This is a genomic window from Pseudomonas sp. Fl5BN2 (genome assembly GCF_009908205.1).
In the GTDB taxonomy this organism is placed as follows: domain Bacteria; phylum Pseudomonadota; class Gammaproteobacteria; order Pseudomonadales; family Pseudomonadaceae; genus Aquipseudomonas.
Map to the genome: position 1 here is coordinate 169,576 of NZ_JAAARL010000001.1, position 15,282 is coordinate 184,857.

General features: G+C 63.3%; 13 protein-coding genes. 8 read left to right on the forward strand and 5 right to left on the reverse strand.

Annotated elements, in window-relative coordinates; all coding sequences use genetic code 11:
* Positions 1–6: 6 nt before the first annotated feature.
* Genes GV819_RS00865 through GV819_RS00880 form a run of 4 tightly spaced genes read right to left on the reverse strand, consistent with a single transcriptional unit; the run spans position 7 to position 4,189 of the window.
* On the reverse strand, positions 7–462 hold the full coding sequence (locus GV819_RS00865) for a hypothetical protein (protein WP_161752585.1): 456 nt from the start codon (positions 460–462) through the stop codon (positions 7–9).
* Complete coding sequence (locus GV819_RS00870; RefSeq protein ID WP_161752587.1) at positions 452–1,798, reverse strand: phosphatase PAP2/dual specificity phosphatase family protein; 1,347 nt, start codon at positions 1,796–1,798, stop codon at positions 452–454. The genes GV819_RS00865 and GV819_RS00870 overlap by 11 nt, the downstream gene beginning before the upstream one ends.
* Positions 1,798–3,555 (reverse strand): bifunctional alpha/beta hydrolase/class I SAM-dependent methyltransferase, encoded by a 1,758-nt coding sequence (locus GV819_RS00875; RefSeq protein WP_161752589.1) that lies wholly within the window; start codon positions 3,553–3,555, stop codon positions 1,798–1,800. The genes GV819_RS00870 and GV819_RS00875 overlap by 1 nt, the downstream gene beginning before the upstream one ends.
* A gap of 10 nt (positions 3,556–3,565) precedes the next feature.
* Positions 3,566–4,189 carry a CDP-alcohol phosphatidyltransferase family protein gene (locus GV819_RS00880; RefSeq protein WP_161752591.1) on the reverse strand — a complete coding sequence of 208 codons (624 nt, stop codon included), beginning with the start codon at positions 4,187–4,189 and terminating at the stop codon, positions 3,566–3,568.
* Between the two features lie 244 nt (positions 4,190–4,433).
* Between GV819_RS00880 and hflK (GV819_RS00885) the strand changes: the two genes are divergently transcribed.
* From hflK (GV819_RS00885) to cfaB, 8 genes are all read left to right on the forward strand, one after another.
* Positions 4,434–6,389: a protease modulator HflK gene (hflK, locus tag GV819_RS00885; protein ID WP_161752593.1), complete on the forward strand. Its 1,956-nt coding sequence runs from the start codon at positions 4,434–4,436 to the stop codon at positions 6,387–6,389.
* Positions 6,386–7,420, forward strand: coding sequence for a protease modulator HflC (hflC, locus tag GV819_RS00890; protein ID WP_161752595.1), 1,035 nt, complete (start codon positions 6,386–6,388; stop codon positions 7,418–7,420). The genes hflK (GV819_RS00885) and hflC overlap by 4 nt, the downstream gene beginning before the upstream one ends.
* Entirely contained in the window at positions 7,417–8,475 is a 1,059-nt protein-coding gene (hflK, locus tag GV819_RS00895) for a protease modulator HflK (protein ID WP_161752597.1), read from the forward strand. Before hflC ends, hflK (GV819_RS00895) begins: the two co-directional genes overlap by 4 nt.
* Positions 8,472–10,376, forward strand: a complete 1,905-nt coding sequence (locus GV819_RS00900) for a heavy metal translocating P-type ATPase (protein WP_161752599.1) — start codon at positions 8,472–8,474, stop codon at positions 10,374–10,376. The genes hflK (GV819_RS00895) and GV819_RS00900 overlap by 4 nt, the downstream gene beginning before the upstream one ends.
* A gap of 176 nt (positions 10,377–10,552) precedes the next feature.
* Positions 10,553–10,804 (forward strand): BufA2 family periplasmic bufferin-type metallophore, encoded by a 252-nt coding sequence (gene bufA2 / locus GV819_RS00905; protein ID WP_161752601.1) that lies wholly within the window; start codon positions 10,553–10,555, stop codon positions 10,802–10,804.
* A 64-nt stretch (positions 10,805–10,868) separates the two neighbouring features.
* The gene (gene bufB, locus GV819_RS00910; protein ID WP_161752603.1) at positions 10,869–11,714 is read left to right on the forward strand and encodes an MNIO family bufferin maturase; all 846 of its coding nucleotides are present in this window, start codon (positions 10,869–10,871) and stop codon (positions 11,712–11,714) included.
* Complete coding sequence (locus GV819_RS00915; RefSeq protein ID WP_161752605.1) at positions 11,705–12,493, forward strand: HvfC/BufC N-terminal domain-containing protein; 789 nt, start codon at positions 11,705–11,707, stop codon at positions 12,491–12,493. Before bufB ends, GV819_RS00915 begins: the two co-directional genes overlap by 10 nt.
* Positions 12,494–12,577: 84 nt before the next feature.
* Positions 12,578–13,765: a C17 cyclopropane fatty acid synthase CfaB gene (cfaB, locus tag GV819_RS00920; protein WP_161752607.1), complete on the forward strand. Its 1,188-nt coding sequence runs from the start codon at positions 12,578–12,580 to the stop codon at positions 13,763–13,765.
* Positions 13,766–13,774: 9 nt separating this feature from the next.
* Here cfaB and cls read toward each other — a convergent pair whose 3' ends face one another.
* Entirely contained in the window at positions 13,775–15,214 is a 1,440-nt protein-coding gene (gene cls, locus GV819_RS00925; protein WP_161752609.1) for a cardiolipin synthase, read from the reverse strand.
* Positions 15,215–15,282 lie beyond the last annotated feature (68 nt).

The window sequence follows — 15,282 nt, forward strand, 5'->3', positions numbered from 1 at the left end:
CATTCCTTATCCGGCGAAGGTCAGCCAGGGGCTGGCCAGGATCAAGCTCAATATCACCAGCACTTGTGCTGCCAGCAGCAGCGCCTGACGGCGCAGCAGGCCCAGGGCACCGCGGCTGCGTTCATTCCAGGGGCGGCCGCCACGTTCGGCAGGCATCAGGCCGAGGGCGCCCAGGGCCTGATCCAGGGCCTGGGTGCTGTGTTCCAGGGAGGCCGGGGTATCGGCCACGCGCTGAAACAGATCGGCATCGAAAGCCACCCGCAGCGCCAGGTACTTTTCCACAAGCCCCAGCAGGATCAGGGCGACGCTGATGAGCAGGCCCCCCAGGCTGACGCTGGCCAGCAGGTACTGGCCCAGGCCGTACAGGGCGCCGAGCAGGGTCAGCCCTGTGGATAACTGATCCAGGGCCCGGCCCTGGCGCAGCAGGCTGGCGACGCTGTGCAGTTGCATTTCAGTGGACATGGGCCGCCCTCTTGGCAGGGAGCAGCGTCTCAAGGGCCTGGCGATGGGCCACTTGCAGGACAATCTGCGGACGGGCCCGCTGGATTTGCACGATGGCGGCGTCCACCGTGGCCGCACGGCCGCTGTGCAGCAACCAGGCGGCAATCGCCGTGGCGCTGCGCGAATAACCCAGGGCACAGCACACCAGCAAGGGGCCGTGCTGGCGCAGACGTTCGATGGCCTGTGCCGCGGCCAGGCACTGCTCCGGGCTGGGGGCGCAGAGGTCGAGCACCGGCAGGCTCTGATAGCCCTGCAACTGCTGGCTGTCCAGGGACAGTTCGGCGCACAGGTCGAGCACTGCGACAAACGGGCTGTGCTTGAGCTCTGCCGGGGTTGGCAGGCGTCCCAGCCAGACGTTATCCACAACCTGATCCGGCTGCGGGTGCTTTTTTGTCCACAGCCGCGAGTTGATCCAGGCCGCCGCCAGGTAGGGCGCCAGCAGCCAGCGCGCGGCGGGGCTGAGGCTGCCGTCCACACGCTTCTGGAAACCCTCGGCGCCCAGCAAGGCGTAGTTCAAGGCCACCAGCAATAGCGCCACCGCAGGCCAGATCAGCCACAGGCCAGTGCCGCCCCAGGTGCCGGCCGCCAGGGCTAAAAGCGCTGCTCCCAGGCCATAGCGCAGGGCCAGTTGGCGACGTCTCGGGTCGCGTGCCGGATGGGCACTGAGCAGTGGGCTGGGGCGATCCAGCGGCCACAGCCAGACACACAGCCAACCAGCCAGGGCGCCGGTGGGCACGTCGATAAAGTGGTGTTGATAGGTGCTCAGCACCGACACCCCGATCAACGCGAACCAGCCATGCACCAGCCAGCGCCAGAAACCCTGGGTATGCCGTGCGTAGCAGACCCAGAGCACCACCAGCAGGGCGATGTGCAGCGACGGCGCCTGGTTGAAGGGCTTGTCGAAGCCCGCCAACACCGCGAACAGCCAGCCAAACACCCCGTCCAGCTCCGGGCGGGGGAAGGTGAAGCGCAGTGGCCAGAGCAGGAAGCAACTGACCGCAATCAGCTGGGCGGTGAGCAGGCGCAGGGCATGACGCTTGAGCTCGTCACGGCTGCGCGGCAGTAGCAGGGACAGGCCGTAGAGCAGGTCGATGGACCAGTAGGGCACGATGGTCCAGGCCCAGAACGGCATGTGCCGTTCCCAGTCGAAGACCAGGCTGGCGACGTCGTCCCGTTGTGCGGTAACCCAGGTGGCGAAACCGTAGGTGCTGAAAAACAGCGGTGCCAGCAACAGCAGCCAGAGCACCGCGGGTTTCAGTAATCCCGGTTCGCGCGGGGGCAACCCGGTATTGCCCATCATTGCACCCGTACGGCCAGGGACACGCTGAAGATGCCCCATTCATCCACCCGCATGGTGATCTTGCGGAAGCCTGCGGCCTCCACCAACTGGTCCATTTCCGCCTGGGTCCGGCGACGCATGACCCAGGCCTGGCCTTCACGGTGGCTGGTCAGGGCACGGGCGATCAGTTCCAGCTGCGGGTGCCAGGGCTGGCCGGTGTACACCAGGAAACCGCCGGGCGCCACGGCGCTGGCCAGGCCGGCCAGGGAGCCGCCGACCATCTGGTTGTCGGCGAACAGCTCATACAGCCCGGACACCACCGCCAGGGTCGGTTTCGGATCGAGGGCAGCCAGGTCTTCGCGATCAAAGGCGTTGCCTTTGACGAAGCGGGCGATTTCACCCAGGCCCTTCTCCTCGATCAGGGCGCTGCCGTCGCGCACGTTGATGTCGCTGTAGTCACGCAGCAGGATCGATTCCGGCAGCGGGCTGACCCCTTGCAGGGCTTCGAGGATGTAGCGCCCGTGGCCGGCGGCGATGTCGACGATGCGCACTTCGTTGTGCTGTTCACGGAGTTTCTCCATGGCCAGGCGCAGCAGTTCCTCCACATGCAGCTTGCGTTGGCGAATGCCGCGCCAGCCGATGGAGTTCAGGTAGTTCTGGTCGATCATCCGACCCAACGGTGAATGCCCGGTGGGGCGGTTGCGGTAGACGTAGTCCAGGGTGCTGCCGGAGTCGAAACCAGTGTCGAAGCCCAGCTTGACCCCTGCCGACAGCTGGCTGCCCAGGCGCATGCTGGCGCGAGTGGCACGCCAGTACAGGTCGCGCAGGGAGTTGTGCGGCAATGGCGCGGCCAGGGATTCGGATTCGGCGCAGGTGACGCCCAGGCGATCGGCATCCAGCAGGGCAGGGCGGTTCAGCGGGCGCAGGAAGTTCTGCTGAATGAATCGGCGGGCGCTGGCAATCGCCGGGGCCCGTTCCTTCTCGCCCAGGGTGTCGTGGAAGAAGCCCGGGAGGATGTGTTTTTCCTTTTGCAGGCTGCCCAGGCGCTCGAAGAACTGTTCCTGGGGCTTGCGGTGCACCACGAAGTCGGCGCCGGAAATCAGCAATTGGGTCGGTACCTGGATGGCTTGGGCATCGGCCACTACTCGGTCAGCTGCTTCATACAGGCCCAGCAGGACGTTGACCGAAATCGCTTTGGTGATCAGTGGATCGCTGTCGTAGCTGCGTACCCGTTCCGGGTCGTGGCTGAGGAAGCGTGCCTTGACGTAGCTGTTGACGAAGAAGTTGCCGCGAAAGCGCCGCATCAGGGCCAGGCCGGAGCGGGCGAAGGGCACGTACAGCTTGACCTTGAAGGCAGGGGACGCCAGCACCAGGGAGCGGATCCGCGGGGCGTAGTCGTGCACCCAGGTGGCGGCGATCACCGCGCCGACGCTCTGGGCCACCACGGCAATGTTTTCTTCATCGATCTGGTGGGCGCTGGCCAAGTGGTCGCAGAAGGTCTGCACGTCGCGCACACTGGTGGCGAAGCTCGGGCTGTCGCCCCGGGCTCCCGGCGACTGGCCATGGCCGCGGGCGTCCCAGGCAAAGAAATCGACCTGTGGCAGGTTCAACTCATCCACCAGGTGTGCAATGCGCCCCGAATGCTCGTGGCCGCGATGGAACAACATCACCGCCTGACGCGGTTCGCCAGGGGCCACTTCAGTGGCCGGCCAGTGGCGGTAAAACAGTTCGACACCGTCATGGGTCCGGAACGTCTGGTGTTGAGCGTCGCGCATAGCCATTTCCTTATGCAGAGGGAGCATTGTGCTGAACTTCTTTGAGGCCCTGGCGGACCCGGTTGATCAGGGTGTAGACCAGCAGCGCGGCGACCAGTGCCAGTACACCGTTGATCCACAGGGCACTGAGCCAGCCCAGGGCGATGCCGGTGGCCAGCACGCCGAGGATGAAGGCGCGGTCGCTTTTGCCCATGGGCCCGTCGTAGCGCCGTGAGGCGCCGATCATCGGCCCGAGCACGCCGGCATATTCGCTGAACAGCGCCAGCAGGGTCACCGCCAGCACCAGCAGCAGGCTGACGTCGGGCAGCAGGGCGAAAGGCAAGATCAGGGCGCTGTCGGCGACCACGTCGCAGAGCTCGTTGAGGTAGGCACCCAAGCGCGACTGCTGGCCGAATTCCCGGGCCAGCATGCCGTCGATGGCGTTCAGCGCCATGCGCAGGATCATCCACAGGGGAATCAGGGCGAAGAGCCAGGTGTGGCTGGCAAACAGGGCGATCAACGCGCCCACCAGCAACGAGATGACGGCGGCCAATACAGTGATCTGATTGGCTGTGGTGCCGTTGTCGTACAAGCGCTGCACCAACGGCCGCAGCAAGTTTTGAAAGCGCGGTTTGAGCTGGTAGATCGAGAGCATGATGGGACGGTTCCTTGTCGCACGCGGTAGGCAGGGTTGGATTATTGCCTTAAATGCCAGGGGGCTGACATCAGAAGTTTATGCACGATCAAACAGCGGTCTCTGGGTGTTCGACGCACGTAATAGATGAAAAGGCATGGCGCGCGACAAAAATTTCACTCGAATCGTTATACAGTAACGAATTGTTTTGGATTTCTTCGGCCCGGGATCTATCCCCGAGGCCGGACTAGAGCGGCGGGGTGGTATGCAAGTCGATCTTGAGACGCAGGGGGCCGAAGTGGCCGCCTTGCCACGGTTCCAGCAGGCGGCGTTCCACGCTGGGCGTTTGCAGCGCTGGGGCACTGCATTGTTTGGCCTGGCGGTGCTGGGGCTGGTGTCGTCGGTGTTCGTCGATTTGTTCGCTGCGCTGACGATCTGGCCGGTGATTCTGGTGAACCTGTCCTGTGCGCTGTTGGTAGCGGTGGCGGGCCTGCAATCGGCCTGCTGGGTCAGCCGCTGGCGGGAAGCGGCAATCAATCCGCCGCCCGCAGTAGCGCCCCAGGTGATGGATGAGCCTGGGGGTGAGCCTCTCGGGCGTCTCTCGGCTGTTCTGGCTGTGCGCTGGCGTCGTTTGTTGCAGCAGATAGGTGCGCCGACCCTGTGGCTCGCCGGCTGGTCGCTGCTGATCCTTTATTGCGGCGTGCAGGTCTTCAACCTGTCGTTGCCCGCCACCGGCCTTGGCTTGAGTGCCAGTGTGTTTGCGGTGCTGGCCTTGCTGCTGGCTTTTGCCCTGCTGGTACTGGAGCGGCAGCTGGCCCAGGAACACTCAGGGGAATGGCCGGAAGCCGGCGCCCTGGCGCAACTGTTGCGGGTATCCATTGTTTGTTTGCTGGTGAGTGCGCTGTGCCTGTTATTCAGCAGTGACACGGCACTCTGGCCGGCACGCTTGGCGGTGTTGATGGGCTTGCTGCCGGTTCTGGTGGCGGGTGAGCTGTTGTTGCGGGCTCTGTTGTCACTGTTCAGCCCCCAACGCGAACAACTGGAGCCGCGTTTGCTGGCCCACAGCTTTGTCGCCGATATGCTGCGCTGGCCACCGCAGCCGCTGCTCAGCCTGCAGCATGAGTTACACAACCGTTTTGGCATCGATCTGCGGCAGATCTGGGCCTTTGCCTACATGCGCCGGGCCTTTCTGCCCGTGCTGGCCCTGGTGCTGCTGGTGGGTTGGCTGTTGACCGGTGTTCATGAGATTTCGCTGCAGAATCGCGGTATTTACGAGCGTTTTGGCAAGCCTGTGGAAGTCTTCGGCCCAGGGTTGCACGTGGGCCTGCCCTGGCCTTTGGGGCGGGTGCTGAGCGTTGAAAACGGCGTGGTCCATGAACTGGCCACTAGCGTGGGCGATACCCCGCAACCGGTGCAGTTGGCTGCGGCCGAAGGGCCGGCGCCACAGATCGCCAATCGCCTGTGGGATGCCAGCCATGTGAATGACAAATCCCAGGTGATTGCCAGCGGCAACGCTCAGCAGCAGAGCTTCCAGATCGTCAACATGGACGTGCGCTTCGTCTACCGCATCGGCCTGGATGATGCCGCAGCCTTGGCAGCAACCTATAACAGCAACGATGTGCCGACGTTGATTCGCAGTACCGCCAGCCGGGTACTGGTACACGATTTTGCCTCGCGAACCCTCGATGGCCTGCTGGGCGAAGACCGCACCCGCCTGGCGGATGACATTGGCCGAGCGGTGCAGGCTGACCTGGGCAAGCTCGACAGTGGGGTGGAAATTCTTGCGACGGTGGTCGAGGCCATTCACCCGCCGGCCGGTGCGGCCAATGCTTATCACGGCGTGCAGGCGGCGCAGATTGCTGCCCAGGCGCTGATTTCCCGGGAGCGCGGCGCGGCTGCCGAACAGACCAACCAGGCGCAGTTGCAGGCCAGTGTGGTCAACGACAAGGCGCGCGCCGATGCCCATCAACTCCAGGCCACGGCCCAGGCCGCCGACCTGCGGTTTGCCGCCGAGCAGAAGGCCTACGCCGGCGCGGGGCAGGCATTTGTCCTTGAGCAATACCTGAGTCAGCTGAGCCAGGGCCTGAGCCAGGCCAAATTGCTGATTCTTGATCATCGTCTGGGGGGCGACAGTGCGCCGACCCTCGATCTGCGTACGTTTACCTTACCGGCCGACCCAGTGGCGCCGCGTAAAGCCGCTCAGCCAGGAGCCGACCATTGAGCCAGTCTTCCCATCCTCACGATCACGCCGCTCACGACCATGGCCATCATCACCATCATGGGCATCACCACCATCATCATGGTGCTCCGGGCGAGGCGGGGCCTTTTCCCTGGCGGCGCATGGGCTGGGCAGTGGTGCTGGTGCTGTTTGCCGTGGCGGCCGCCAGTCTGGTGCAAGTGCGCTCCGGAGAGGCGACGGTGATCACTCGCTTCGGCAATCCGGCGCGAGTGCTGCTGGAACCAGGATTGAGTTGGCGCTGGCCGGCGCCTTTCGAAGCGGCGATCCCGGTGGATCTGCGTTTGCGCACCACTTCCAGCGGTTTGCAGGACGTGGGCACCCGCGACGGTCTGCGCATCATCGTTCAGGCCTACGTCGCCTGGCGAGTGCAGGGCGACCCAGACAACGTGCAGCGTTTCATGCGAGCGGTGCAGAACCAGCCCGATGAAGCGGCGCGGCAGATCCGCACCTTTGTCGGCTCGGCGCTGGAAACCACCGCCAGTAGTTTCGATCTGGCGGATCTGGTGAATACCGATGCCGGCAAGGTCCGGATCGCCGACTTTGAAGCGCAGCTGCGCAAACAGATCGATCAACAACTGCTCTCCACTTACGGAGTGCAAGTGGTACAGGTTGGCATCGAGCGCTTGACCCTGCCCTCGGTGACCCTGACCGCAACCGTGGATCGGATGCGCGCCGAGCGAGAAACCATCGCCACTGAGCGCACGGCCATCGGCAAGCGTGAAGCGGCACAGATCCGCTCCGCCGCCGAGCGCGACGCGCGGATAGTCCAGGCCAATGCCACGGTGAAAGCGGCAGATATCGAGGCGCAATCCCGGGTTGAAGCGGCGCAGATTTATGGTCGTGCCTACGCCAGTTCACCGCAGCTGTATAACCTGCTGCGCTCCCTCGACACTCTGGAGACGGTGGTGACACCGGGCACCAAACTGATCCTGCGCACCGATGCGGCGCCGTTCCGGGTGCTGGTGGATGGCCCGCCGAGCTTGCCCAATAAAGCGCCTGGATCGCAGCCATGAATAAGGTTCCACGTGGAACAAATGAGCTGGGCAGCCCGTGGATTCAGGCCGGGCGCCTGGCGTTTATCGCGCTGTATGCGGTAACCGTGCTGGCTGCGCTGGCTTGGGCGGTGTCCAATGTGCGGCAGATCGATCCGCAAGACCGGGCGCTGGTTTTGCACTTTGGCGCGCTGCAACGGGTGCAGAATGCCGGGTTGTTGTTGGCCTGGCCCCGTCCCTTTGAGCAAGTGATATTGCTGCCTGCTGCAGACCGGGTTTTGGAGCGTCGGGTTGAAGGTCTGCTGCGTTCCGACGCGGCCTTGGAGGGCGATCGGCTGGCGAGCCTGGCCACGCCCTTGAGTGATGCCCTGGCCGGATCGGGTTATTTGCTCACCGGTGATGCCGGTGTCGTGCAACTCGATGTACGGGTGTTCTACAAGGTCAGTGAACCCTACGCTTATGTCTTGCAGGGCGAGCATGTGCTGCCGGCCCTCGACCGCTTGGTGACCCGCAGCGCGCTAGCACTGACTGCGGCCCGGGATCTGGACACCATCCTGGTGGCACGTCCGGAGTTGATCGGCAGCGACAATCAGGCCGCTGAACGTCGTGAGCGTTTGCGTGGTGATCTGCTGCAAAGCATCAATCAGCGCCTGGCGCAGCTGACTGCCAGTGGTCAGGGCATTGGGGTCGAGGTAACACGGGTGGATGTGCAATCGAGCCTGCCCGGCCCGGCGGTGAGCGCCTTCAACGCGGTACTGACCGCCAGCCAGCAAGCCGACAAGGCCGTGGCCAATGCCCGCACCGAGGCTGAGAAACTCACCCAGGGTGCCAATCAACAAGCTGACCACAGCCTGCAAGTGGCTCATGCCCAAGCCAGTGAGCGTCTAGCCTTGGCCCAGGCCCAGACCGCCACCGTACAGAGCCTGGCCCAGGCGCAACGCAACGGTACCGATCCGCAAATGCTCTTGCGTATCTACCGCGAGCGTTTGCCGAAGATTCTCGGCCAGGCCGGCTCGGTGACTACGGTCAATCCCAAAGACGATTCCCGCCTGATCATTCAGGGAGCCGAACAATGACAGTTTCTCGCCAAGGGACGGCCCCGGTCAGCATGCTGACTTCGACCGAGCAACGCAGTGCTGCGCGTCAGTTGACCCTGGCGATGCTGGCCCTGGGGTTGCTGGGGCTTGGGCTGGTGTGGCGCTGGTTGGCCCCGGAGCAGGTTGGCGTCAGTCAATTGTTGCTGGGTGTCGCCTCGCTGCTGGTGGCCGTGCCGGTGATGCGCTCGGCCTGGTTCAGCCTGCGTTATCCGAGCCTGCACGGCATCACCGATCAACTGATTGCCCTGGCCATGCTCGGTGCCTGGGCCACCGGTGATCTGCTGACCGCCGCCTTGCTGCCGATCATCATGATCTTCGGCCATGTGCTGGAGGAGCGCAGTGTGATCGGCTCCCAGGAAGCCATTGATGCCCTGGGCCGTTTGACCCGCAGTCAGGCGCGTCGGGTCCAGGCCGATGGCAGTGTGCTGGAGGTGGACAATGCCACCCTCAAGGCCGGGGACCTGGTGGAGGTTCGCGCCGGTGACCGGGTGCCCGCCGATGGTGTGGTGGTGTCCGGCCAGGCGAGCCTGGATACCGCGCCGATCACCGGTGAGTCGGTGCCCCTGGAAGCCGCGGTGGGCATGCAGGTGTTCGGCGGGGCGATCAATCTCGACGGCCTGTTGCGCCTGGAGGTGACTCGTACCGGCGAAGAGTCGACCCTGGGTAAGGTGATCGCCCTGATGCAAAGCGCCGAACGGGCCAAGCCGCCCATCACCCGTCTGCTGGAGCGTTACGCCGGCAGCTATCTGGTGCTGGTGCTGTTGTTGGCGGCGGTGACCTGGTTCATCACCAATGATGCCCAGGCCATGCTTGCCGTGCTGGTGGCGGCCTGTCCCTGCGCCCTGGTGTTGTCGGCACCGGCCACGGCGATTGCCGGGATCGCCGTAGCGGCGCGCCACGGCATCCTGATCCGCAGTTCGGCGTTTCTCGAAGAGTTGGCGGACCTGACTTCATTGGTGGTGGACAAGACCGGCACCCTGACTTTCGGCACCCTGCGCCTGCAAGCCATCGACACTGCCCAGGAGGATCAACGGGCGATGCTCGCCCTCGCGGCCAGCCTGGGCTCGGCTAGCAGCCACCCGGTAAGCCGAGCGTTGGCCGGGCTGGTGACCCAGGATCAGCAGTGGTTACTGCGTGATATCCATGAGCGCCAGGGGCTCGGCGTGGTGGCGCGTACCGAACAAGGCGAGGCCGCTTTAGGGCGTCCGGAGTTGTTTGCCCAGTTGGCAATCAACACCCGCCCTGTCCCGGGGCATGACGGGCCGATTGCCGGCCTGGCGCTCAATGGCGAGTTCCTCGGCTGGCTGTTGCTGGCGGACAGCGTCAAACCCGAAGCCCAGCAAGCGCTGGAGGAATTGCGTGAGCTGGGGCTGGGTCGCCAGTTGCTGCTGACCGGCGACCGGCAAAGTGTCGCGGACAGTCTGGCGCAGGAAGTGGGCATCAGCGATGTCGAGGCCCAGGCCTTGCCGGAAGACAAGCTTCAGCGGGTGCTGGGGGAAATCGACAAGGGCTTCCGGCCGATGGTGGTGGGAGACGGCATCAACGATTCCCTGGCGCTCAAGGCTGGGGTGGTGGGCGTCGCGATGGGCGCCGGTGGCGCGGATATCGCCCTGGCTTCGGCCGATGTGGTGCTTATCGGCAGCGACCTGCGGCGCTTGGGAACCTGCGTGCGCTTGAGTCGTGAATGCCGGCGTACCTTGCAGGTCAACGTGATCATCGGCCTGGGCTGGACCCTGGCCATTGTCGCCTTTGCCGCCTTTGGCTGGCTGGGAGCGGCGGGGGCGATGATCGCTGCGGTGTTGCACAACCTCAGCACTTTGCTGGTGCTGGGCAATGCCGGCCGGTTGTTGCGGTTCCAGGAGCCGCTGTTGAAGCTGTGAAGACGACGTTCGTCGGCAAGCCAGCGCTCGCCGCTGCTGGTTTTTTTGTGAGTCGGTTGCTCGCCTGCAGTTTTTTTTCATCCCGGCTGTAACGCCGGGAGTCCTCCTCTCTCTAGTGCTAGGACGGGATTGAACAAGCGTCCCGCCAACCCCCTGCGACTATTGAGGAAATAAAAATGAACATGAAAAAAACCGTTGCCGGCGCCGCCTTGGCTTTCGCTGCCGCCACTATGTTTGCTGGTGTTGTCACTCAAGCGTCGGCCGCTGATGCCCAAGTTCATTGTTACGGCGTCAACGCTTGCAAAGGCCAGAACGACTGCAAGACTAAAGACCATGCCTGTAAAGGCATGGGCGCCTGCAAAGGTCAGGGTTTCAAGGCCATGACTCAGGCGGCGTGCGACAAAGCAGGCGGCAAAGTCGGCGAGTAAGCGGCGATCGAGTGCTGCCGCAGTGGACTGACGACCGCTGCGGCCACTTTGCAAGGAGTTCACGATGTCTGATTTCCCTTCAAGCCTGGGCTACGGCCTGGGTTTGCGCAGTGCCTACTATCAGCAGATTCTCGATGAAGCACCGGACATCGACTGGTTCGAAGTGGTGTCCGAGAACTTCATGGTCCAGGGCGGCAAGGCCCTGTATTACCTGGACGCCATCGCCGAGCGTTATCCGATCGTGATGCACGGAGTGTCGCTGTCGATTGGCGGCCCCCATGCCCTGGATCGGGATTACCTGAGCCAGCTCAAGCAACTGGCCAAGCGGGTTGGCCCGGCATGGATTTCCGATCATCTGTGCTGGAGCCGTGGCAACGCCCATCAGTTGCACGACCTGCTGCCATTGCCCTACACCGAGGAAAGCCTGCATTACGTGGCGGACCGGGTGCGCCAGGTGCAGGAGTTGCTGGAGCGTCCGCTGGTGTTGGAGAACGTTTCCAGCTATGTGCGTGCAGCGGCGGATCAGTTCAGCGAGTGGGAGTTTCTTGCCGCCTTGAGCCAACTCAGCGGCTGTGAGCTGTTGCTGGACGTAAACAATGTCTACGTCAGTTCGCGCAATCATGGTTTCGATCCCTGGCAGTTCATCCAGGGCTTGCCGGCTCAGCGAGTGCGGCAACTGCATTTGGCTGGGCACCAGGACTATGGCGACTATGTGATCGACACCCATGACCATCCAGTGTGCGATCCGGTCTGGGAGTTGTATCAGAGGACACTCGAACACCTGGGACCCGTGGCGACCCTACTGGAGCGTGATGATCATTTTCCGCCCCTGGACGAGTTGCTCGCCGAATTGCACAAGGCGCGTGACCTGGGCCGGCAGACCCTGGCCGGGAGACAGCAATGCGCCTGAACGACTGGCAATTGACCTTTGAGGCCTATCTGTTGGGAGTCCAGCCCCAGGCGGGCGCAGTGTTGGGCGACAGCCTGATCGGCGGCCCGACCCTGGATGTCGGCACCGGCCTGGCGATTTATCACAACGCTTATCAGGCGCGGCTGCTGGAGGTCATGGTCACGGACTTCCCGGCGATTTTGTATTGGCTCGGGGATGAAGAGTTTGAAGCCCTGGCCGCCGCTTACATACGTCAATCGCCGTCCCGGCATTTCAGCCTGCGTTGGCTGGGGCAGGGGTTTGCCGAGTTCATCCTCGGTCATCTGGTGGCGGAGCAGGGCGCACCCCTGGCGGAACTGGCGCGATTGGAGTGGGCCTTTACCCTGGCATTCGACGCCGTCGAGGCTGAGGTACTGACGGTGTCGACCATGGCGACCCTGGATGCCGAGGAATGGCCGTTGCTGCAACTGGGGCTGGCGCCTTGTGTGCAGTGGCTCGGCTGTCGCTACAACAGTGTGGCCCAGTGGCGAGCGGTCAAGGACCAGGCGGATTTCCCCGCCAGTGCCTTGCTCGACGAAGAGCAGCTTTGTCTGGTCTGGCGAGTGGAACGAGTCTGTCGCTATCGCAGCCTGTCGACCGAGGAGACATGGGCATTGAAAGGCATGATTGAAGAGCGTTGGAATTTTGCGGAGCTCTGCGCCGAACTGGCCGTCATTTATGCCGAGGGGGCCCCGCTGCAGGCGGTTACCTGGCTGAAACAGTGGGTCGAAGACGGCCTGGTTATGCGCAGCGAATCATAGAAAACCGCTATCAGATCGATAGCCAGCTAGTTTTCTAGGATGGTCTACCCTCATTTCAGACGTCTGAAACAAGGGGGATTTTCCATGCTCGTGCAACTTCCACCGGCCTTACAGAATCTGCAATTGCCCTTGCGCCTGCGGCTCTGGGACGGTCATGAGTTCAATCTGGGGCCGGACCCCAACGTCACTATTGTGGTCAAGGACCCGCAATTGGTGGCGCAATTCACCCACCCCAGCCTCGACGCCCTGGGGGGCGCGTTTGTCGAAGGCAAGCTGGAGCTCGAAGGCTCCATCAGCGAAGTCATCCGGGTCTGCGATGAACTGAGCCAAGCCTTGCTGGAGGACGGTGAGGACAATCAGCCGGTGCGTTCACAGCACGACAAAGCCACTGACGCCGCCGCCATTTCCTACCATTACGACCTGTCCAACGCTTTCTATCAGCTCTGGCTCGACAGTGACATGGCCTATTCCTGTGCCTACTTCGAGACCGGCAGCGAATCCCTGGAACAAGCCCAGCAAGCCAAATTCCGCCACCTGTGCCGCAAGCTGCGCCTGCAACCGGGGGACTATCTGCTGGATGTCGGTTGCGGTTGGGGCGGGCTGGCTCGCTACGCTGCCCGTGAGTTTGGCGCCAAGGTGTTCGGCATTACCTTGAGCAAGGAACAACTGGCCCTGGCCCGTGAGCGGGTGAGTGCCGAAGGCCTGGACGATCTGGTGGAGTTGCAGCTGTTGGACTATCGCGACCTGCCCCAGGATGGCCGCTTCGACAAGGTGGTCAGCGTCGGTATGTTCGAGCATGTCGGCCACGCCAATCTGCCGGAGTATTGCCAGACCCTGTTCAAGGCGGTGCGCGAGGGTGGGCTGGTGATGAACCACGGGATCACTGCCAAGCACATCGACGGACGACCTGTTGGCCGCGGTGCGGGGGATTTCATCGAGCGTTACGTATTCCCCAACGGTGAGCTGCCGCACCTGTCGATGATCTCGGCGCAGATCAGCGAGGTCGGGCTGGAAATCGTCGATGTCGAGAGCCTGCGGATGCATTACGCCCGCACCCTGGACCACTGGAGCGAGCGCCTGGAAGACAATCTCGAGGCCGCCGCCCAACAGGTTCCACAGCAAGCATTACGGATCTGGCGGTTGTACCTGGCGGGTTGCGCCTATGCGTTCGCCAAGGGCTGGATCAACCTGCACCAGATCCTCGCGGTCAAACCCCATGCCGATGGCAGCCATGAATTGCCCTGGACCCGCGACGATCTCTACAATCCTTGACGCTGGCATTCACAGAATCGGAGAAATCAGCCGCGCGACCCGCATGCCCAGTTGTTGCAGGCGGTGGGTCTGGCGGCTTTCTTCCTTGGCGATTTCCCGCGCTTTGGCGAAGTCGGCTTCCAGCATCTGCTCCACCTCAGTGGCGAAGTCGTCGTCCACGGTCAGCAGCATCACTTCGAAGTTCAAGCGGAACGACCGGTTGTCCAGGTTGGCACTGCCAATGGCGCTGATCTCGTTGTCGATCAGCACCACCTTCTGGTGCAAGAACCCCGGCTGGTAACGGAACACCCGCACCCCGGCATTGACTGCCTCGAAGGCGAACAGGCTGGAGGCGGCATAGACGATGCGGTGATCCGGGCGCGCCGGCAGCAGGATGCGCACGTCCACATCCCGTAGCACCGCCAGGCGCAGAGCGGCGAACACGGCTTCGTCGGGGATGAAGTACGGGCTGGTGATCCAGACCCGCTCGGTGGCCGCGTGGATCGCCTCGACGAAGAACAGCGAGCAGGTTTCGTAGGCATCGGCCGGGCCGCTGGCGAGCAATTGGCAGAGCACGCCGTCATCCGGATAAGTGTCCGGAAGGATCAGCGGTGGCAACTCCCGTGCAGCCCAGAACCAGTCTTCGGCGAAGGATTCCTGCAGGCAGGCCACCACCGGGCCAGCGACCTGGATATGGGTGTCGCGCCAGGGCGCCAGCGGTGGTTTCTTGCCCAGGTATTCGTCGCCGACGTTGTGCCCGCCGACAAAACCCAGCACGCCGTCCACTACCACGATCTTGCGGTGATTGCGGAAGTTCACCTGGAAACGGTTGAGCCAGCCGCTGCGGGTGGCGAAGGCGTGGACCTGGACTCCGGCGTCGCGCAGTGTCTGTACATAACTGTTGGGCAGGGAATGACTGCCGATGCGGTCGTAGAGCAGGTGGATCGATACCCCTTCGGCGGCTTTCTCCAGTAGCAGGCGTTGCAGGCGTCGGCCCAGGTCGTCGTCGTGAATGATGAAGAACTGGATCAGCACGGCCTTGTGGGAGCGGCGGATGGCGTTGAAGATCGCCTCGAAGGTGGCGTCGCCGTTGACCAGCAGGCGCACCTGATTGTTGGCCAGGCAGGGCATGCGTCCGAGCTTGGGCATGGCGCGCAGTGAGGCATAGGCCTTGGAGGCCCGGGCAGTCAGGGCTTCTTCGACCCAGGGGCGCCAGTTCAGGGCATTGATGGCCTTGTGCATTTCCACGTTGGCCTGGCGCCGCGCCTGGATATAGGCGTCGAAGGTACTGCGGCCGAATACCAGATAGGGCACCAGGGTCAGGTACGGCATGAACATCAACGACAGGGCCCAGGCGATGGCGCCTTGGGCGGTCCTGACTGTAAGCACCGCATGGATGGCGGCGATCAGTCCGAGAGAATGCAGCAGTGCGATGATATAGCCGAAGATGTGCGGGCCGAAATAATCCATGGGGCAACCTTGCTCCTGAAGATTCACACCCTAAAAGACCATGTTCTATAGCGAAAGTCGCTATTTTA